The organism is Streptomyces montanisoli (assembly GCF_017813245.1).
Lineage (GTDB): Bacteria > Actinomycetota > Actinomycetes > Streptomycetales > Streptomycetaceae > Streptomyces > Streptomyces montanisoli.
On sequence record NZ_JAGIQL010000080.1, the window covers coordinates 1 to 20,039 of the forward strand.

A 20,039-nucleotide genomic window follows, 5' to 3' on the forward strand; every position below is an offset into this window, starting at 1 on the left:
CCCCAGCGGAACGGGCCCGTCCGGCGCGTGCGGTGGCCGCCCGCTCACGGCCGGGGCGGGACGACGGGGCGGACGCGGCGAAGACGGGGCGGGCCGCCACGGGTGGCCCGCCCCACTCGTGTGCCGTGGCGCCCGTCGCCGGTGCTCGTGCCCGTGACCGTTAGCCTTGCCGGGTGCAGGAACACTACGGAACCCCCCTCGCCCCCCTCACCACCCTCAGGCTCGGGGGGCCGGCCAGGCGGCTCGTGGTCGCGGACACCGACGACGTCGTCGTCGAGGAGACGCGGCGCGCCGACGACGAGGGCACCCCGCTCCTCGTCGTGGGCGGCGGCAGCAACCTGGTCGTCGGCGACAAGGGCTTCGACGGCACCGCCCTGCGCATCGCCACCCGCGGGATCCGCCACGAGGGCACCGTGCTCGACGCCGCCGCCGGCGAGGTCTGGGCCGACCTGGTCGCCCGCAGCGTCGACGACGGGCTCGCCGGGATCGAGTGCCTCGCGGGCATCCCGGGCTCCGTCGGCGCGACGCCCATCCAGAACGTCGGCGCCTACGGCCAGGAGGTCTCCTCCGTCATCACGGAGGTCGTGGCCTACGACCGGGCCCTGCGGGAGGTCGTCACGCTCTCGGGCGCCGACTGCCTGTTCTCGTACCGCTCCAGCGTCTTCAAGCTGCACCCCGAGCGCTACGTCGTGCTCCGCGTCCGTCTCGCGCTCGACGACGCGGGCGGGCTCTCGGGGCCGATCAAGTACGCGGAGACCGCGCGCGCCCTCGGCGTCGAGCCCGGGGAGCGGGTGCCGCTGCGCGACGCGCGCGACACCGTGCTGCGGCTCCGCTCGGGCAAGGGCATGGTCCTCGACGCGGCCGACCACGACACCTGGTCGGCCGGCTCGTTCTTCACCAACCCGCTCCTCGACGCCGCGCGCTACGAGGACTTCCTCGGACGCGTACGCGCGCGCCTCGGAGACGACGTCGCGCCGCCCGCGTACCCGGAGGGGGAGGGGCTGGTGAAGACGTCCGCCGCGTGGCTCATCGACAAGGCCGGCTTCACGAAGGGCTACGGCACGGGCCCGGCGCGCATCTCCACCAAGCACACCCTGGCCCTCATCAACCGGGGCGACGCCACCACGGAGGACCTCCTCGCCCTCGCCCGCGAGGTCGTCGCGGGCGTCCGCGACGCCTTCGGGATCGTCCTCGTCAACGAGCCCGTCATGGTGGGCGTGCAGCTCTGAGAGCGGCCGGCGGCCGGCGGCCGGCGGCCGGCAGCGAAAAAGCAGCCCCTGGAGCAGCCACGAGCGCCGCACCCCTCAGCCGGCCAGCCAGCCGTCCACGCCGGACAGCAGCTCCGCCTTCACGCCCTCGGGCGCCGCCGACGCGCGGATCGACTGGCGCGCCAGCTCCGCGAGTTCCTCGTCCGTGAAGCCGTGGTGCGTGCGGGCCAGTTCGTACTGCGCGGCCAGCCGCGCGCCGAACAGCAGCGGGTCGTCCGCGCCCAGCGCCATCGGCACGCCCGCGTCGAACAGCGTCCGCAGCGGCACGTCCTCCGGCTTGGCGTACACGCCGAGGGCCACGTTCGAGGCCGGGCAGACCTCGCAGGTCACGCCGGACTCGGCGAGCCGCCCCAGCAGCCGCGGGTCCTCCGCGGCGCGCACGCCGTGCCCGATCCTGGCCGCCCGCAGGTCGTCCAGGCAGTCGCGCACGGACGAGGGCCCGGTCAACTCGCCGCCGTGCGGCGCCGACAGCAGCCCGCCGTCCCGCGCGATCGCGAACGCGCGGTCGAAGTCACGCGCCATGCCGCGCCGTTCGTCGTTCGACAGGCCGAAGCCCACCACCCCGCGGTCCGCGTAGCGCACCGCGAGCCGCGCCAGCGTGCGCGCGTCCAGCGGGTGCTTCATCCGGTTGGCCGCGACGAGCACCCGCAGCCCGAGCCCGGTCTCACGCGACGCCGACTCCACGGCGTCGAGAATGACCTCGAGCGCGGGGATCAGGCCGCCGAGGTGCGGCGCGTACGAGGTGGGGTCGACCTGGATCTCCAGCCAGCGCGACCCGTCCCGCACGTCCTCCTCGGCGGCCTCCCGCACCAGCCGCCTGATGTCGTCGGGTTCGCGCAGACACGATCTGGCGATGTCGTAGAGCCGCTGGAAGCGGAACCAACCGCGCTCGTCCGTCGCGCTGAGCTTCGGCGGCTCGCCGCTCGTCAGCGCTTCGGGGAGGTGGACGCCGTACTTGCCGGCGAGTTCGATGAGGGTCGCGGACCGCATCGATCCGGTGAAGTGCAGGTGCAGGTGGGCCTTGGGCAGCAGCCTGAGGTCGCGCGGGCGGCGCCCCATGGCCTCGCCGGGGGTGGTGGTCGTGCTCAACATCCCAAGATCCTGCCGCATACCGGCGCGTCCCCACAGCCCGATGGCATGATCCGTCGCCCTCCGAACGGAAGAACGGGCGGATGCGGCGACGGGGCCCCGGCCGATGGCGGCCCGGACCCCGTTGCCGCGCGGTGGCGCGGCGCGCTCAGTCGCGTGCCTCGGCCAGCAGCTTCTGGATCCTGGCCACGCCCTCCACCAGGTCCTCGTCGCCGAGCGCGTACGAGAGCCGCAGGTAGCCGGGGGTGCCGAAGGCCTCGCCCGGCACGACGGCCACCTCGACCTCGTCGAGGATCAGCGCGGCGAGCTCCACCGACGACTCGGGGCGCGAGCCGCGGATCTCCTTGCCGAGCAGCGCCTTCACCGACGGGTACGCGTAGAACGCGCCCTCGGGCTCGGGGCAGACGACGCCGTCGATCTCGTTCAGCATCCGCACGATGGTCTTGCGGCGACGGTCGAAGGCGGCGCGCATCTCGGCCACGGCGGACAGGTCGCCCGAGACGGCGGCGAGCGCGGCGGCCTGCGAGACGTTGGCCACGTTCGACGTGGCGTGCGACTGCAGGTTGGCCGCCGCCTTGATGACGTCCTTCGGGCCGATGGCCCACCCCACGCGCCAGCCCGTCATCGCGTACGTCTTGGCGACGCCGTTGACGACGACGCACTTGTCGCGCAGCTCGGGCACCACGACGGGGAGCGAGGAGAAGACGGCGTCACCGTAGACGAGGTGCTCGTAGATCTCGTCGGTCAGCACCCACAAGCCGTGCTCGACGGCCCAGCGGCCGATGGCCTCCGTGTCCTGCCTGCTGTAGACGGCGCCGGTCGGGTTGGACGGCGAGACGAACAGCAGGACCTTCGTGCGCTCGGTGCGCGCGGCCTCCAGCTGCTCGACGGACACCCGGTAGCCCGTCGTCTCGTCGGCGACGACGGGGACGGGGACGCCGCCCGCGAGCCGGATCGACTCGGGGTACGTGGTCCAGTACGGGGCGGGCACGATGACCTCGTCGCCCGGGTCGAGGATCGCGGCGAACGACTCGTAGATGGCCTGCTTGCCGCCGTTGGTGACGAGGACCTGCGCGGGGTCGACCTCGTAACCGGAGTCACGCAGGGTCTTGGCGGCGATGGCGGACTTGAGCTCGGGAAGGCCGCCGGCCGGCGTGTAGCGGTGGAACTTGGGGTTCCGGCAGGCCTCGACGGCCGCCTCGACGATGTAGCCGGGCGTGGGGAAGTCGGGCTCGCCCGCGCCGAACCCGATCACCGGCCGGCCGGCGGCCTTGAGGGCCTTGGCCTTGGCGTCGACGGCGAGGGTGGCGGACTCGGAGATCGCGCCGACGCGCGCGGACACCCGGCGCTCGGCGGAAGGGGATGCAGCGCTCATGCGGCCCATGCTTCCAGACCGGAAACCCCGGCGGCACGCGGGTTTCAAAGAGTGAGCAACCGGGCACGCAGCGGCGACGCATGGTGTCCGAGTGCGACCGGAACGTGTGCATCCGATGACGTACAGCGTCCATTCCGTAGCCCTGTGTGACGGCGGGAGTCCGGTCGCGTCCGGGAACCGGGCCGTACGGCAGTGCTCGGCAGGGCGGCGACGGCGGGTGAGGGCGCACGCGCGTGCGCCTTTCGTGAGCGCCGTGACGGCGGTCCTGGTTGCGGCTGTTCGACGCGCGGCCGGTGACCACGTACACTCACTCGTCGTCGGTCCTCGTCCGTCGCGTCCACTCGCGTGCACCCTGCGCGTCGGCCGGATGGGGTAGGTTGGGGCGGGCAGCAAAGGGTCGTAGCTCAATTGGTAGAGCACTGGTCTCCAAAACCAGCGGTTGGGGGTTCAAGTCCCTCCGGCCCTGCTACACACACCGCCAGGATGTGTGCGCATGTACGTACATTCGATGCACCGCCGTGCGGCTCCCCCGGGCGCGGCACGGCCACGACCGGGAATCAGGTGAGAGAGCGTGACGGACGCCGTGGGCTCCATCGACAAGCCTGATGCGGACGACGAGTCCCCTGAGGCGCAGGAGAAGAAGCCCCGCAAGGGCGGGAAGCGCGGGAAGAAGGGCCCTCTGGGCCGTCTCGCCCTCTTCTACCGGCAGGTCGTCGCCGAGCTGCGCAAGGTCGTCTGGCCGACTCGCAACCAGCTGTCGACGTACACCACCGTGGTGATTGTCTTCGTCGTCATCATGATCGGTTTTGTGGCCGTGATTGACTATGGCTTCAGTCAAGCCATGAAGTACGTCTTCGGTTGATCCCGGGGGGCGCCCGACAGGGGCGGTCCCTTACGGGTGTTCCGTCCCTTAGAGCCAGGAAGAAGCAGTCACCGTGTCTGACCCGAACCTGAACGACGCCCGCGAATCGGCCGAGTCCGCGTCCGCTGCGGACGAGGCCGACGTCGCCGTGGCGGCGGACGCTGTCGAGCCGGGCCAGGCGGAGGCGACCACCGTCGAGGCGGCGGACGCGCCCGCGGCGGGGGACGAGGCGACGGACGAGAAGCCCGAGGACACGGCGTTCGCCGAGGCAGAGGCCGAGGTCACGGACGCCGAGGCCACCGACGAGCCCGAGCAGGCCGCCGACGCCGAGGCCGCCGACGCCGAGCAGACCGACGAGCCCGCGGACGACGCCGAGCAGGCGGACGGCGACGAGGCCACCGAGGAGCCGGCCGCCGAGGAAGCCCCCGTCGACCCGGTCGCAGCCCTCCGTGACGAGCTGCGTGGACTTCCCGGCGAGTGGTACGTGATCCACACCTACGCGGGCTACGAGAAGCGCGTGAAGGCCAACCTGGAGCAGCGCGCCGTCTCGCTCAACGTCGAGGAGTTCATCTACCAGGCCGAGGTCCCCGAGGAAGAGATCGTCCAGATCAAGAACGGCGAGCGCAAGAACGTCCGGCAGAACAAGCTGCCCGGCTACGTGCTCGTCCGCATGGACCTGACGAACGAGTCCTGGGGCGTCGTGCGCAACACCCCCGGCGTCACCGGCTTCGTGGGCAACGCGTACGACCCGTACCCGCTGACGCTCGACGAGATCGTCAAGATGCTCGCCCCCGAGGCCGAGGAGAAGGCGGCCCGCGAGGCGGCGGAGGCCGAGGGCAAGCCCGCGCCGGCGCGCAAGGTCGAGGTCCAGGTGCTGGACTTCGAGGTGGGCGACTCGGTCACCGTCACCGACGGCCCCTTCGCCACCCTCCAGGCCACGATCAACGAGATCAGCGCCGACTCCCGCAAGGTCAAGGGCCTGGTGGAGATCTTCGGCCGGGAGACCCCGGTCGAGCTCAGTTTCGACCAGATCCAGAAGAACTGACGCGCGGCGCCACAGCGGCGCGCGCGAGTAGCTTCCGACCAGGTCAGGGGCGCCCGTACGGGGCCCCTGACCTGTCGGTTTTTGGCCGCGCATCCTTACCCGTTATCGTTGTGCGGTATGCCTCCAACCGGATGACCGGTGGAGGCTGATCACCTCTCGTCAGGACCCGGAGAGAAACACATGCCTCCCAAGAAGAAGAAGGTCACGGGGCTGATCAAGCTCCAGATCCAGGCCGGCGCGGCCAACCCGGCACCGCCGGTCGGCCCCGCGCTGGGTCAGCACGGCGTCAACATCATGGAGTTCTGCAAGGCCTACAACGCCGCGACCGAGTCGCAGCGCGGCATGGTCGTGCCGGTGGAGATCACGGTCTACGAGGACCGCTCCTTCACCTTCATCACCAAGACGCCGCCGGCCGCGAAGCTGATCCTCAAGGCCGCGGGCGTGGAGAAGGGCTCGGGCGAGCCGCACGTCAAGAAGGTCGCCAAGCTCACGCGCGACCAGGTGCGGGACATCGCGAACACCAAGATGCCCGACCTCAACGCGAACGACATGGAGGCCGCCGAGAAGATCATCGCCGGCACCGCCCGTTCGATGGGCATCACGGTCGAGGGCTGAAGCCCGGCCGTAGTGGCAGGGCCATGCGCGGCCCGGACCACGACCTCCGCACCCGCTTGAACCATCAGGAGTAGAAGTGAAGCGCAGCAAGGCCCTCCGCGCCGCGGACGCCAAGATCGACAGGGAGCGCGCGTACGCGCCCCTGGAGGCCGTCCGTCTCGCCAAGGACATCAGCACCGCGAAGTTCGACGGCACCGTCGAGGTCGCCATGCGTCTGGGCGTCGACCCGCGCAAGGCGGACCAGATGGTCCGCGGCACCGTGAACCTTCCGCACGGCACCGGCAAGACCGCCCGGGTCCTGGTCTTCGCGACCGGTGACCGTGCCGAGGCCGCGCGTGCCGCGGGCGCCGACATCGTCGGCTCCGACGACCTCATCGACGAGGTGTCCAAGGGACGCCTCGACTTCGACGCCGTCGTCGCCACCCCGGACCTCATGGGCAAGGTCGGCCGCCTCGGCCGCGTCCTCGGCCCCCGTGGTCTGATGCCGAACCCGAAGACGGGAACGGTCACCCCGGACGTCACGAAGGCCGTGACGGACATCAAGGGCGGCAAGATCGAGTTCCGCGTCGACAAGCACGCGAACCTCCACTTCATCATCGGCAAGATCTCGTTCGACGAGACGAAGCTGGTGGAGAACTACGCCGCGGCCCTCGAGGAGATCAACCGCCTCAAGCCGTCCGCCGCCAAGGGCCGCTACATCAAGACGGCCACGCTGGCCACGACGATGAGCCCCGGCATCCCGCTGGACGCCAACCGCACCCGGAACCTCCTCGAAGAGGACCCGGCCGTCGTCTGACGTCCCGCACTCGCGGGTTTTTTCCAGCCACAGGCCCCTCGCACCGCACGGCGGTGTAGGGGGCCTGTGGCGTTCCTTTTTGTCCGCTGTGTGCGCCGGGGCGATCAAATCCCTGGCGGGGGTGTCAGTGGCCCGGCGTATTCTCCTTGTGTGCCGCGCCAGTTGGGCGGGGCCCGAACAACAGAAGACACTGGGGTGGGGAAAGCATGACTGCATCGATCGGCAGACGGGGAGCGCTCGCGGTGACGGCGGCGCTGGCGGTCGTCGTGGGCGTGGCGGGGTGCCAGAGCGATGGCGGGGGCAAGAAGGACGCGGCGGGGGCCGCGACGCCCAAGGCGTCCCAGCAGTCCGGGGGCGACGCGGTCGCGGCGGTGCAGGCCGTCTACAAGAAGACGTCGGGTGCGAAGTCCGCGAAGGCGCGCATGACGATGACGGTCCCCGTGCCCGAGAGCACGGCGGGCGTGCAGGGCGCCAGCATGAGCATCCAGGCGAACGGCGTGGTCGGGTGGAAGCCGACGGCGCTGGACATGACGATGACGATGAAGGCGTCCGGTGCGGCGGCCGACGGCCTGCAGATGCACGAGATCATGTCGGGCACCACCATGTACATGAACATGGGGAAGCTGACCGCCAAGCAGCTGGGCGGCAAGCCGTGGCTCAAGTACGACCTGGCGGATCTGGCCCAGGTGACCGGCAACAAGTCGCAGGCGGACCTCTTCTCCGGCAGCATGAACCGCAGCCAGGACCCGGCCCAGCAGCTCGGCCTGCTGCTCAAGTCGCCCCACATCAAGGACGAGGGCACCCAGCAGGTCGACGGTGTGAAGGCCCACCACTACGCGGCCTCGCTGACGCTCGACGACATCACCGCGAACGCGTCGAAGGCGGCGGGGCTCAGCGCGAAGGAGTCCGCGCAGATCGCCGGGCAGCTCAAAAAGCAGGGGCTGACCTCGGAGCACATCGACCTCTGGGTCGACCAGGAGAACTACCCGGTCAGGGCCAAGATGGCCATGCAGGTCACGGCGGGCGCCATGACCGTGGATCTCCACTACTCGGACTACTCGGACCAGGCGCCGAAGATCCAGGTGCCGCCGGCGAGCAAGACGACCGACGCCATGGCGGCGATGAAGCAGGCGCAGGCCCAGGGCTCCGCCCTGTAGCCCCTCGTCCCTCCCGGCGGACCGGCCCCAGCGGCCGGTCCGCCGGTCGCGTGCGTCCTCTCCGGCTCCGCCCGGCTGCCAGGCGGGGCGCTCAAGGGAGCCGGGCGGAGAAGCACAGGGGTGGGGTATGGGAACGGGTGGCACGAACGCCTTCACACGGAGGCGACGAAGACTCGCGGTGACGGCGGCGGTCGCATTGGCCCTCGGGGTGGCGGGCTGCGGCGGCGGCACAGGCAAGGGCACCGCGAAGGGTGGCGCCACGTCCGCCGCCGAGGTGGCGAAGAAGCCCCTGACGCCGAGGGCCGCGGTGGCGAAGTCGCTGCACGCGATGCGGCCCGACGGCTCGGCGAAGTTCACCGCGACGATGGAGTCCGGCATCGCCGGCAACCAGAACAAGGGGGCCCACGCCGCCCACGCGTCAGGGACGGTGGGCCGGACGGCGGCGAGCCTGTCTCTCGCGTCCCCGGACATCGCTTCCGGTACGGATGGCCTGGTCTCGAAGTACCGGGTGCTGCAATCCGGCACGTCGACGTACATGGACCTGGGCACGCGGTTCGCCGCGGCGACCGGCGGCAAGCGGTGGGTGAAGGCAGGCCCGGCGGACTTCGTCGCTGCGCCCACGTCCACGACCGATTCGGTGGAAGGGCTGCTCGGTCCCGAGCAGACCGATCCGGGGGAGGGGCTGCTCGGCCCCGGGATCGTCGGCGTCACGGAGGGCCCGGCGACGCAGCTGGCCGTGATGGGCGTCGCCCAGCAGGTCAGGAGCCTGGGCCCGGAGAACGCGGACGGAGTGGTGGCCGACCACTACCAGGCGGACGTGAAGGCCGACGACGTGGCGAAGGCCGCGGAGGCGATGCACGGAGCCGAGGCGACCAGGGCCAAGGCGCTGGCGAGCGTCCTCGACCTGTCGGACCTGCGGACCGAGACGATCGACGTATGGGTGGCGCGAACCGGCGCACGGGCGGGCCGGCCGGTGAGGCTGGATCTCACGATGGACCTGACCAGGTTCATCACGACGGACAGCATCCACTACTCCGCGTACACGGCGAAGCCGGTGCACGTCACCCCGCCCACGCAGGCCCAGACGATGAACATGGACCAGATGGACGGCCGTGCCGGTGACCAGCGTGAGGAGCGGCAGGGGGCCGCGGCATGAGCAGGACACGGAGGACAGGGAGACGACGCGACGCGGCAGCGGCGGCGCTGACCGCGGCGGTCATGGTGGGCGCGGTCGGCTGCCAGAGCGACGGCGGGGCCGGGCAGGACGCGGCGGGGCCCGCGGCGAAGGCGTCCCGCCAGAGTTCGGGTGACGCGGTCGCGGCGGTGCGGGCCGTCTACAGGAAGACATCGGGGATGAAGTCGGCGAAGGCCCGCATGACGATGACGATTCCCGGGCTCAAGGGCACGGCGGGCCTGGCGAACCACAAGCTGAGCTTCGAGTCGAGCGGTGTGGTCGGCTGGAAGCCGGCGGCCCTGGACATGACCATGACGCCGCAGGGCTACGCGCCGAGCGAGCGCACGAAGGTGCGCGAGATCATGACCGGCTCCACCATGTACCTGAACGTGGGCAAGGCGGCGGCCGACGATCCGGAATTGGGCGGCAGGCCGTGGGTGAAGTACGCCCTGACGGCTGCCACCGATGTGCCCGGAAAGGCGCAGCCCGAACTCTTCTCCGTGAGCATGAACCGCGACCAGGACCCGGCCGAGCAACTCGGCCTGCTGCTCAAGTCGCCGCACATAACGGGCGCGGGCTCCCAGCAGGTCGACGGCGTGCAGGCGCGGCACTACGAGGCCTCGCTGACGCCCGACGACATCACGAGGACCACGACGGCCTCCGTCGGGTTGAGCGCGGCGGAGGCCGAGCGGATCGGCGGGCAGCTCAAGAAGCAGGGCCTGACCTCGGAGCGCATCGACCTCTGGGTCGGCCAGGACGGCTACCCGGTCCGGGTGAAGATCGCCATGAAGACGGCGGAGGGTGCCAGTACCGTCGACCTGCACTACTCGGCCTACTCGTCGAAGGCTCCCGGGATCGAGCCGCCGCCGGCCGACCAGACCACCGACATGGTGGCCGCGATGAAACGGGCGCAGGCCCAGGGCTCCGCCAAGTAGCGCCCCCGCCGGGAGGCGGGGTCGCGGATTTGCCCGGATGGGCCGCGCTCGCGTACTCTCCAGCTGAAGCCAAAGACCGCTGGTTGTCGCCGTGCGCTCGTGAGAGGGCCCGGGGGCCGAAGGATCCGCTTAGCTGCGGACGACCCGCGCAGGTGTCAGTGGAAAGCTCCCGTACGGCGGCTCACGCCGTTTTGGTCGAGCTACGCCCCGTGCGCCTGCGCCGGGGCGTTTCGTTTTGTTCAGCCCCTTCCGAGAGCGGTCCTCATCACCCGGAAGGAGGCCGACGCTCATGGCAAGGCCCGACAAGGCCGCCGCGGTGGCCGAGCTGACGGAGCAGTTCCGCAGCTCGAGCGCCGCTGTGCTGACCGAGTACCGGGGTCTCACCGTGGCGCAGCTCAAGGAGCTGCGTCGTTCGCTCGGTGGGAACACCCAGTACGCCGTGGTGAAGAACACGCTGACCAAGATCGCGGCCAACGAGGCCGGGATCGACACGCTCGACGACCTGTTCACGGGTCCGACGGCTGTGGCCTTCGTCACCGGTGACCCGGTGGAGTCGGCGAAGGGTCTTCGTGACTTCTCCAAGGACAACCCGAACCTCGTCATCAAGGGCGGTGTCCTTGACGGCAAGGCGATGTCCGCCGACGAGTTCAAGAAGCTCGCGGACCTCGAGTCCCGCGAGGTTCTGCTCGCCAAGCTGGCGGGCGCCATGAAGGCCAAGCCCTCGCAGGCTGCCGCGCTCTTCCAGGCGCTCCCCTCGAAGTTCGTCCGCACCGCGGAGGCGCTTCGTGCCAAGAAGGCCGACGAGCAGGGCGGTGCCGAGTAACTCGGCGTTCTGGCCGCAAGGCCGCTGCGGGTCGCGTACCCGCCGACATGTACACCCGGCACCAGCCGATTTAGTGGAAGGACCGCCATCATGGCGAAGCTCAGCCAGGACGACCTGCTCTCGCAGTTCGAGGACATGACCCTCATGGAGCTCTCCGAGTTCGTGAAGGCGTTCGAGGAGAAGTTCGACGTCACGGCCGCCGCGCCGGTCGCCGTCGCCGCCGGTGGTGGCGCTGCCGCCGCTCCGGCCGAGGCCGCTGCGGAGCAGGACGAGTTCGACGTCATCCTCACGGGTGCCGGCGACAAGAAGATCCAGGTCATCAAGGTCGTGCGCGAGCTCACCTCGCTCGGCCTGAAGGAGGCCAAGGACCTCGTGGACGGCGCCCCGAAGCCCGTCCTCGAGAAGGTCGCCAAGGACGCCGCCGAGAAGGCCGCCGAGTCCCTCAAGGGCGCCGGCGCCTCCGTCGAGGTCAAGTGATCCAAGGCGCCTCACGGCGCCGGGACACGCCGCGCGGCTGACGGTCGCGCACCGTGTTGACGCGAAGGGCGATCACCCATCCGGGTGGTCGCCCTTCGCCGTTACCGCGAGGGGCTCCTTGTCTTTCCCCGGCCTGGCACTATCGTGATCATCCTCGCGTCTTCCGCGGGCAGGGCGGCGATCCGCGGGCGGGGCCCGGGGAGGCGGGGGCCTTGACGTACGGCACGCAGCGCGCAATTCTCAGGACGCGTCGTCACAGTCGATCCGGTTCCGAGGCATGGATCGGCGGCGATGTGGGAAGTAACGGGATGGCGCTTCGGCGCCGGGCTCTGCGGCGGTTGTGGCCGGGCAGGGTCGTTGTGCAGGCCGGCAGGAGCAAGGCAGTAGCAGCGAGGGTGTTGAGGACAACGAGGGTCTCCCAAAACCCGCTCTGGACATCAGTGTGCCAAGTGGCTACACTGTCCCTTTGCGCTGCCTGTTAGCTGCTCCCTGCCCGTCACCAGGGGCACCCTCTCGTACGAGCATCGGTGATCGATCGCCCTGACCAGGGCTTTCCTCCACCGCGCGCTACGGGGGAACGGTACGCGCGTAGTGAGTCCGAGCCCTCGGAAGGACCCCCTCTTGGCCGCCTCGCGCAACGCCTCGACCACGAATACGAACAACGCCGCAAGCACCGCCCCGCTGCGCATCTCCTTCGCAAAGATCAACGAGCCTCTCGAGGTTCCCAACCTTCTCGCGCTCCAGACCGAGAGCTTCGACTGGCTGCTCGGCAACGCCGCGTGGAAGGCTCGCGTCGAGGCGGCTCTCGACAACGGGCAGGACGTCCCCAGGAAGTCCGGTCTCGAGGAGATCTTCGAAGAGATCTCCCCGATCGAGGACTTCTCCGGGTCGATGTCGCTGACGTTCCGCGACCACCGTTTCGAGCCCCCGAAGAACTCCATCGACGAGTGCAAGGAGCGCGACTTCACGTACGCGGCCCCGCTCTTCGTCACGGCCGAGTTCACGAACAACGAGACCGGCGAGATCAAGTCGCAGACGGTCTTCATGGGCGACTTCCCGCTCATGACCAACAAGGGCACCTTCGTCATCAACGGCACCGAGCGTGTCGTGGTGTCCCAGCTCGTGCGCTCGCCGGGTGTCTACTTCGACTCCTCCATCGACAAGACGTCCGACAAGGACATCTACTCCGCCAAGATCATCCCGTCCCGGGGTGCCTGGCTGGAGATGGAGATCGACAAGCGCGACATGGTCGGTGTCCGCATCGACCGCAAGCGCAAGCAGTCCGTGACCGTCCTGCTCAAGGCGCTCGGCTGGACGACCGAGCAGATCCTCGAGGAGTTCGGCGAGTACGAGTCCATGCGCGCCACCCTGGAGAAGGACCACACCCAGGGCCAGGACGACGCGCTGCTCGACATCTACCGCAAGCTGCGTCCGGGCGAGCCGCCCACGCGCGAGGCCGCGCAGACGCTGCTGGAGAACCTGTACTTCAACCCGAAGCGCTACGACCTCGCGAAGGTCGGCCGCTACAAGGTCAATAAGAAGCTCGGTGCCGACGAGCCGCTGGACGCCGGCGTGCTCACCACCGAGGACGTCATCGCGACGATCAAGTACCTGGTCAAGCTGCACGCGGGCGAGACCGAGACGGTCAGCTCCAGCGGCGCGGAGATCGTCGTCGAGACCGACGACATCGACCACTTCGGCAACCGCCGCCTGCGCAACGTCGGCGAGCTCATCCAGAACCAGGTCCGTACGGGCCTGGCGAGGATGGAGCGCGTCGTGCGCGAGCGCATGACGACGCAGGACGTCGAGGCGATCACGCCGCAGACCCTGATCAACATCCGGCCGGTCGTCGCCTCCATCAAGGAGTTCTTCGGCACCAGCCAGCTGTCGCAGTTCATGGACCAGAACAACCCGCTCTCGGGCCTGACCCACAAGCGCCGCCTGTCGGCGCTCGGCCCCGGCGGTCTCTCCCGTGAGCGCGCCGGCTTCGAGGTCCGTGACGTGCACCCGTCCCACTACGGACGCATGTGCCCGATCGAGACCCCGGAAGGCCCGAACATCGGCCTGATCGGCTCGCTCGCCTCCTACGGGCGCGTCAACGCGTTCGGCTTCGTCGAGACGCCCTACCGCCGGGTCACCGGCGGTGTCGTCACCGACGAGGTCGACTACCTGACGGCCGACGAGGAGGACCGCTTCGTCATCGCCCAGGCCAACGCGCCGCTGACGGACGAGCTGCGGTTCGAGGAGACCCGCGTCCTGGTCCGCCGCCGCGGCGGCGAGGTCGACTACGTCCCCGGCGAGGACGTGGACTACATGGACGTCTCGCCGCGCCAGATGGTGTCGGTCGCGACGGCCATGATCCCCTTCCTCGAGCACGACGACGCCAACCGTGCCCTCATGGGCGCGAACATGATGCGCCAGGCCGTGCCGCTGATCACGTCCGAGGCCCCGCTCGTCGGCACCGGCATGGAGTACCGCTGCGCGGTCGACGCCGGTGACGTCATCAAGGCGGAGAAGGCGGGTGTGGTCCAGGAGGTCTCCGCGGACTACATCACCGTCACCAACGACGACGGCACGTACACCACGTACCGCATCGCCAAGTTCTTCCGCTCCAACCAGGGCACCTCGGTCAACCAGAAGGTCGTCGTCTCCGAGGGCGACCGGGTCATCGAGGGCCAGGTGCTCGCCGACGGTCCGGCCACGGACAAGGGCGAGATGGCGCTCGGCAAGAACCTGCTCGTCGCGTTCATGCCGTGGGAGGGCCACAACTACGAGGACGCGATCATCCTCAGCCAGCGCCTGGTGCAGGACGACGTCCTCTCCTCGATCCACATCGAGGAGCACGAGGTCGACGCCCGTGACACCAAGCTCGGCCCCGAGGAGATCACCCGGGACATCCCGAACGTCTCCGAGGAGGTCCTGGCCGACCTGGACGAGCGCGGCATCATCCGCATCGGCGCCGAGGTCCGCGACACCGACATCCTCGTCGGCAAGGTCACCCCGAAGGGTGAGACCGAGCTGACGCCCGAGGAGCGGCTGCTGCGCGCGATCTTCGGCGAAAAGGCGCGCGAGGTCCGCGACACCTCGCTGAAGGTGCCGCACGGCGAGACCGGCAAGGTCATCGGCGTGCGCGTCTTCGACCGCGAGGAGGGCGACGAGCTGCCGCCCGGCGTCAACCAGCTCGTCCGCGTGTACGTGGCGCAGAAGCGCAAGATCACGGACGGCGACAAGCTGGCCGGCCGCCACGGCAACAAGGGCGTCATCTCGAAGATCCTGCCGATCGAGGACATGCCGTTCCTGGAGGACGGCACCCCGGTCGACATCATCCTCAACCCGCTGGGTGTCCCGTCCCGCATGAACCCGGGGCAGGTCCTGGAGATCCACCTCGGCTGGCTCGCCAGCCAGGGCTGGGACGTCTCCTCGCTCGGCGAGGAGTGGGCCCAGCGGCTCCAGGCCATCGGCGCCGACCAGGTCGACCCGCGTACCAACGTGGCGACGCCGGTCTTCGACGGTGCCCGCGAGGACGAGCTGACCGGCCTGCTCGAGCACACCGTCCCGAACCGCGACGGTGAGCGGATGGTGCAGCCCACCGGCAAGGCGAGGCTGTTCGACGGCCGCTCCGGCGAGCCGTTCCCGGACCCGATCTCGGTCGGGTACATGTACATCCTCAAGCTGCACCACCTGGTCGACGACAAGCTCCACGCGCGCTCGACCGGCCCGTACTCCATGATCACCCAGCAGCCGCTGGGTGGTAAGGCGCAGTTCGGTGGTCAGCGATTCGGCGAGATGGAGGTGTGGGCGCTGGAGGCGTACGGCGCCGCCTACGCGCTCCAGGAGCTCCTGACGATCAAGTCCGACGACGTCACCGGCCGCGTGAAGGTCTACGAGGCCATCGTCAAGGGCGAGAACATCCCCGAGCCCGGCATCCCCGAGTCCTTCAAGGTGCTCATCAAGGAAATGCAGTCGCTCTGCCTCAACGTGGAGGTGCTGTCCTCGGACGGTATGTCCATCGAGATGCGGGACACGGACGAGGACGTGTTCCGTGCGGCGGAGGAGCTCGGCATCGACCTGTCCCGGCGCGAGCCGAGCAGCGTCGAAGAGGTCTGACGGGTCGGTCGCCCGGCATCCGCTGCGGCGGGTGGCGGGCGGCCACCTCGGACCCTCCCTCACGCTCCCCGCGTGAGGGCCCCCATCAGACCTTCAGACACGACCCTGAGAGGGATTGACGCATAGTGCTCGACGTCAACTTCTTCGACGAGCTGCGGATCGGCCTTGCCACCGCGGACGACATCCGTACCTGGTCCCACGGCGAGGTCAAGAAGCCGGAGACCATCAACTACCGCACCCTCAAGCCCGAGAAGGACGGCCTCTTCTGCGAGAAGATCTTCGGCCCCACCCGGGACTGGGAGTGCTACTGCGGCAAGTACAAGCGTGTCCGCTTCAAGGGCATCATCTGTGAGCGCTGTGGCGTCGAGGTCACGCGCGCCAAGGTGCGCCGTGAGCGGATGGGCCACATCGAGCTGGCCGCCCCCGTCACCCACATCTGGTACTTCAAGGGCGTGCCGTCCCGCCTCGGCTACCTGCTGGACCTGGCGCCGAAGGACCTCGAGAAGGTCATCTACTTCGCCGCGTACATGATCACGTTCGTGGACGAGGAACGCCGCACCCGCGACCTGCCGTCGCTGGAGGCCCACGTCTCCGTCGAGCGCCAGCAGGTCGAGAACCGCCGCGACTCCGACCTGGAGGCCCGCGCCAAGAAGCTCGAGACCGACCTGGCCGAGCTGGAGGCCGAGGGCGCCAAGGCCGACGTGCGCCGCAAGGTGCGCGAGGGCGCCGAGCGCGAGATGAAGCAGCTGCGCGACCGCGCGCAGCGCGAGATCGACCGCCTGGACGAGGTCTGGAACCGCTTCAAGAACCTCAAGGTGCAGGACCTGGAGGGCGACGAGCTCCTCTACCGCGAGCTGCGTGACCGCTTCGGCACGTACTTCGACGGCTCGATGGGCGCCGCCGCGCTGCAGAAGCGCCTGGAGTCCTTCGACCTCGACGAGGAGGCCGAGCGCCTCCGCGAGATCATCCGCACCGGCAAGGGCCAGAAGAAGACCCGCGCGCTCAAGCGCCTCAAGGTCGTCTCCGCGTTCCTGCAGACCAGCAACAGCCCCAAGGGCATGGTGCTCGACTGCGTGCCGGTCATCCCGCCGGACCTGCGTCCGATGGTGCAGCTCGACGGTGGCCGCTTCGCGACCTCCGACCTCAACGACCTGTACCGCCGCGTCATCAACCGCAACAACCGCCTGAAGCGGCTTCTCGACCTCGGCGCGCCCGAGATCATCGTGAACAACGAGAAGCGCATGCTCCAGGAGGCCGTCGACGCGCTCTTCGACAACGGCCGCCGCGGCCGCCCGGTCACGGGTCCCGGCAACCGTCCGCTGAAGTCGCTGTCCGACATGCTCAAGGGCAAGCAGGGCCGCTTCCGCCAGAACCTGCTCGGCAAGCGCGTCGACTACTCGGCGCGTTCCGTGATCGTCGTCGGCCCGCAGCTCAAGCTGCACCAGTGCGGTCTGCCGAAGGCGATGGCGCTGGAGCTGTTCAAGCCGTTCGTGATGAAGCGCCTGGTCGACCTGAACCACGCGCAGAACATCAAGTCGGCGAAGCGCATGGTCGAGCGCGGCCGCACGGTCGTCTACGACGTCCTCGAAGAGGTCATCGCCGAGCACCCCGTGCTGCTCAACCGCGCGCCGACCCTGCACCGCCTCGGCATCCAGGCCTTCGAGCCGCAGCTGGTCGAGGGCAAGGCCATCCAGATCCACCCGCTCGTGTGCACCGCGTTCAACGCGGACTTCGACGGTGACCAGATGGCCGTGCACCTGCCGCTGTCCGCGGAGGCGCAGGCCGAGGCCCGCATCCTGATGCTGTCCTCGAACAACATCCTGAAGCCGGCCGACGGACGTCCCGTCACCATGCCGACCCAGGACATGGTGCTCGGCCTGTTCTTCCTCACGACGGACGAGGCCGAGCGCGAGGTCGTCGGCACGGACCGGTCCTTCGGCTCCACGGCCGAGGCCACCATGGCGTTCGACAACCGCGAGCTGTCGCTCCAGGCGAAGGTCGACATCCGCTTCCCGGTGGGCACCATCCCGCCGCGCGGCTGGACGCCCCCGCTGGACGAGGACGGGCAGCCGGACGCCCAGTGGCAGCCCGGCGACCCGTTCAGGCTGCGGACGACCCTGGGCCGCGCGCTCTTCAACGAGCTGCTGCCCGAGGACTACCCGTTCGTGGACTACTCGGTCGGCAAGAAGCAGCTCTCCGAGATCGTCAACGACCTCGCCGAGCGCTACCCGAAGGTCATCGTGGCGGCGACGCTCGACAACCTGAAGGCGGCCGGCTTCTTCTGGGCGACCCGCTCCGGTGTCACCGTGGCCATCTCCGACGTCGTCGTTCCCGAGGCGAAGAAGGAGATCGTCGCGGGCTACGAGGCGCAGGACGAGAAGGTCCAGAAGCAGTACGAGCGCGGCCTGATCACGAAGGACGAGCGCACGCAGGAGCTCATCGCGATCTGGACCAAGGCGACGAACGAGGTCGCCGAGGCCATGAACGAGAACTTCCCGAAGACGAACCCCATCTTCATGATGGTGAACTCGGGTGCGCGCGGAAACATGATGCAGATGCGCCAGATCGCCGGTATGCGCGGCCTGGTGTCCAACGCCAAGAACGAGACGATCCCGCGTCCCATCAAGGCGTCCTTCCGTGAGGGCCTGTCCGTGCTGGAGTACTTCATCTCCACGCACGGCGCCCGCAAGGGTCTGGCCGACACCGCCCTGCGTACCGCCGACTCGGGTTACCTGACCCGTCGTCTGGTGGACGTCTCGCAGGACGTGATCATCCGCGAGGAGGACTGCGGCACCGACCGCGGCCTCAAGCTGAAGATCGCGGACCGCGGTGCGGACGGCGTGCTGCGCAAGGCCGAGGACGTCGAGACGTCCGTGTACGCGCGCATGCTCGCCGAGGACGTCGTGGTGGACGGCAAGGTCATCGCGCCCGCCAACGTCGACCTCGGTGACGTGCTCATCGACGCGCTCGTCGCGGCCGGCGTCGAGGAGGTCAAGACCCGCTCGGTCCTGACCTGCGAGTCCGCCGTCGGCACCTGCGCGTTCTGCTACGGCCGTTCGCTGGCCACCGGCAAGCTGGTCGACATCGGCGAGGCGGTCGGCATCATCGCCGCCCAGTCCATCGGTGAGCCCGGCACCCAGCTGACGATGCGTACCTTCCACACCGGTGGTGTGGCCGGTGACGACATCACGCAGGGTCTGCCGCGTGTCGTCGAGCTGTTCGAGGCGCGCACCCCGAAGGGTGTCGCCCCGATCTCGGAGTCCGCGGGCCGTGTCCGCATCGAGGAGACCGAGAAGACCAAGAAGATCATCGTCACCCCGGACGACGGCAGCGACGAGACGCCCTTCCCGATCTCGAAGCGCGCCCGTCTCCAGGTCGCCGACGGTGACCACGTCGAGGTGGGCCAGAAGCTCACCGTGGGTGCCACCAACCCGCACGACGTGCTGCGCATCCTCGGCCAGCGCCAGGTTCAGATCCACCTGGTCAGCGAGGTGCAGAAGGTCTACAACTCGCAGGGTGTGTCGATCCACGACAAGCACATCGAGATCATCATCCGGCAGATGCTGCGCCGTGTGACGATCATCGAGTCGGGCGACGCGGAGCTGCTGCCCGGCGAGCTGGTCGAGCGTTCGAAGTTCGAGAACGAGAACCGTCGTGTGGTGCGGGAAGGCGGCCACCCGGCCTCCGGCCGCCCGCAGCTGATGGGTATCACGAAGGCCTCGCTGGCCACCGAGTCGTGGCTGTCGGCGGCGTCCTTCCAGGAGACGACCAGGGTCCTTACCGACGCGGCGATCAACGCCAAGTCGGACTCCCTGATCGGCCTCAAGGAGAACGTCATCATCGGTAAGCTCATCCCGGCCGGTACGGGCCTGTCCCGCTACCGCAACATCCGGGTCGAGCCGACCGAGGAGGCCAAGGCCGCGATGTACTCGGCCGTCGGCTACGACGACATCGACTACTCGCCGTTCGGCACGGGCTCCGGCCAGGCCGTCCCGCTGGAGGACTACGACTACGGTCCGTACAACCAGTGAGCGCGGCACGGCGACAGCCGTGAGTGAGTGAGAGGGCGGCCGACCCCGAAGGGGCCGGCCGCCCTTGCTCACGCGCCAAGAGGATCTTGCGCGGGGCGGGGTTCTGAGGGACCCTGTGGGTTCTCTTTTGACCGGAGTCGACGAGGTAGGTACGCTCAAGTCTTGTGCCTGGGGTGTGCCTGGGCTCTCGTGCGTGTCCTCAGCCGCACGGCGAGTCCATTCCACGGCCACCGCAATCCGTGCTTTCCCCGCTTGCCGGCGGGGGTCCGCGGTATTCGACACACC

General features: G+C 69.4%; 14 protein-coding genes and 1 tRNA gene. 13 read left to right on the forward strand and 2 right to left on the reverse strand.

Annotation, left to right across the window (positions count from 1 at the left end; all coding sequences use genetic code 11):
• The first annotated feature begins 173 nt into the window (after positions 1-173).
• Entirely contained in the window at positions 174-1,229 is a 1,056-nt protein-coding gene (locus JFN87_RS19305; RefSeq protein ID WP_209341650.1) for a UDP-N-acetylmuramate dehydrogenase, read from the forward strand.
• 75 nt (positions 1,230-1,304) lie between these two features.
• Here the strand turns inward: JFN87_RS19305 and JFN87_RS19310 are convergent, their stop codons facing one another.
• Both JFN87_RS19310 and JFN87_RS19315 read right to left on the reverse strand, forming a co-directional pair.
• A complete protein-coding gene (locus JFN87_RS19310; protein ID WP_245180395.1) occupies positions 1,305-2,360 on the reverse strand; it encodes an adenosine deaminase in 1,056 nt (351 codons plus the stop codon).
• Between the two features lie 145 nt (positions 2,361-2,505).
• Positions 2,506-3,732, reverse strand: coding sequence for a pyridoxal phosphate-dependent aminotransferase (locus JFN87_RS19315; RefSeq protein WP_209341651.1), 1,227 nt, complete (start codon positions 3,730-3,732; stop codon positions 2,506-2,508).
• Between the two features lie 393 nt (positions 3,733-4,125).
• Here JFN87_RS19315 and JFN87_RS19320 point away from each other — a divergent pair.
• The 12 genes from JFN87_RS19320 to JFN87_RS19375 all read left to right on the forward strand — a co-directional run bounded on the left by JFN87_RS19320 (position 4,126) and on the right by JFN87_RS19375 (position 19,754).
• Positions 4,126-4,198 (forward strand) — tRNA-Trp (locus JFN87_RS19320).
• Positions 4,199-4,303: 105 nt separating this feature from the next.
• Positions 4,304-4,594, forward strand: a complete 291-nt coding sequence (secE, locus tag JFN87_RS19325; RefSeq protein WP_209341652.1) for a preprotein translocase subunit SecE — start codon at positions 4,304-4,306, stop codon at positions 4,592-4,594.
• A 73-nt stretch (positions 4,595-4,667) separates the two neighbouring features.
• The gene (gene nusG, locus JFN87_RS19330; protein WP_209341653.1) at positions 4,668-5,639 is read left to right on the forward strand and encodes a transcription termination/antitermination protein NusG; all 972 of its coding nucleotides are present in this window, start codon (positions 4,668-4,670) and stop codon (positions 5,637-5,639) included.
• Positions 5,640-5,819: 180 nt separating this feature from the next.
• Positions 5,820-6,254, forward strand: a complete 435-nt coding sequence (gene rplK / locus JFN87_RS19335; RefSeq protein ID WP_209341654.1) for a 50S ribosomal protein L11 — start codon at positions 5,820-5,822, stop codon at positions 6,252-6,254.
• Between the two features lie 76 nt (positions 6,255-6,330).
• Positions 6,331-7,050, forward strand: a complete 720-nt coding sequence (gene rplA / locus JFN87_RS19340) for a 50S ribosomal protein L1 (RefSeq protein WP_030903937.1) — start codon at positions 6,331-6,333, stop codon at positions 7,048-7,050.
• A gap of 206 nt (positions 7,051-7,256) precedes the next feature.
• Entirely contained in the window at positions 7,257-8,207 is a 951-nt protein-coding gene (locus tag JFN87_RS19345; protein ID WP_209341656.1) for an SCO4651 family lipoprotein, read from the forward strand.
• A gap of 178 nt (positions 8,208-8,385) precedes the next feature.
• Positions 8,386-9,363 carry an SCO4651 family lipoprotein gene (locus tag JFN87_RS19350; protein WP_209341658.1) on the forward strand — a complete coding sequence of 326 codons (978 nt, stop codon included), beginning with the start codon at positions 8,386-8,388 and terminating at the stop codon, positions 9,361-9,363.
• Positions 9,360-10,316 (forward strand): SCO4651 family lipoprotein, encoded by a 957-nt coding sequence (locus JFN87_RS19355; protein WP_209341660.1) that lies wholly within the window; start codon positions 9,360-9,362, stop codon positions 10,314-10,316. Before JFN87_RS19350 ends, JFN87_RS19355 begins: the two co-directional genes overlap by 4 nt.
• A 289-nt stretch (positions 10,317-10,605) precedes the next feature.
• Complete coding sequence (gene rplJ / locus JFN87_RS19360; protein WP_209341662.1) at positions 10,606-11,139, forward strand: 50S ribosomal protein L10; 534 nt, start codon at positions 10,606-10,608, stop codon at positions 11,137-11,139.
• Between the two features lie 90 nt (positions 11,140-11,229).
• Entirely contained in the window at positions 11,230-11,616 is a 387-nt protein-coding gene (gene rplL / locus JFN87_RS19365; RefSeq protein ID WP_209341664.1) for a 50S ribosomal protein L7/L12, read from the forward strand.
• Between the two features lie 621 nt (positions 11,617-12,237).
• A complete protein-coding gene (gene rpoB / locus JFN87_RS19370) occupies positions 12,238-15,723 on the forward strand; it encodes a DNA-directed RNA polymerase subunit beta (RefSeq protein ID WP_209341666.1) in 3,486 nt (1,161 codons plus the stop codon).
• Positions 15,724-15,848: 125 nt separating this feature from the next.
• The gene (locus JFN87_RS19375; protein ID WP_209341668.1) at positions 15,849-19,754 is read left to right on the forward strand and encodes a DNA-directed RNA polymerase subunit beta'; all 3,906 of its coding nucleotides are present in this window, start codon (positions 15,849-15,851) and stop codon (positions 19,752-19,754) included.
• The last annotated feature ends 285 nt before the right edge of the window (positions 19,755-20,039 follow it).

Excerpts from the sequence above, each read along its gene's own strand:
- JFN87_RS19345 (WP_209341656.1), top strand. The coding sequence starts at position 7,257 with ATGACTGCATCGATCGGCAGACGGGGAGCGCTCGCGGTGACGGCGGCG.
- JFN87_RS19315 (WP_209341651.1), bottom strand. The coding sequence starts at position 3,732 with ATGAGCGCTGCATCCCCTTCCGCCGAGCGCCGGGTGTCCGCGCGCGTC.
- rplL (WP_209341664.1), top strand. The coding sequence starts at position 11,230 with ATGGCGAAGCTCAGCCAGGACGACCTGCTCTCGCAGTTCGAGGACATG.
- JFN87_RS19355 (WP_209341660.1), top strand. The coding sequence starts at position 9,360 with ATGAGCAGGACACGGAGGACAGGGAGACGACGCGACGCGGCAGCGGCG.
- rplJ (WP_209341662.1), top strand. The coding sequence starts at position 10,606 with ATGGCAAGGCCCGACAAGGCCGCCGCGGTGGCCGAGCTGACGGAGCAG.
- rplK (WP_209341654.1), top strand. The coding sequence starts at position 5,820 with ATGCCTCCCAAGAAGAAGAAGGTCACGGGGCTGATCAAGCTCCAGATC.
- JFN87_RS19310 (WP_245180395.1), bottom strand. The coding sequence starts at position 2,360 with ATGTTGAGCACGACCACCACCCCCGGCGAGGCCATGGGGCGCCGCCCG.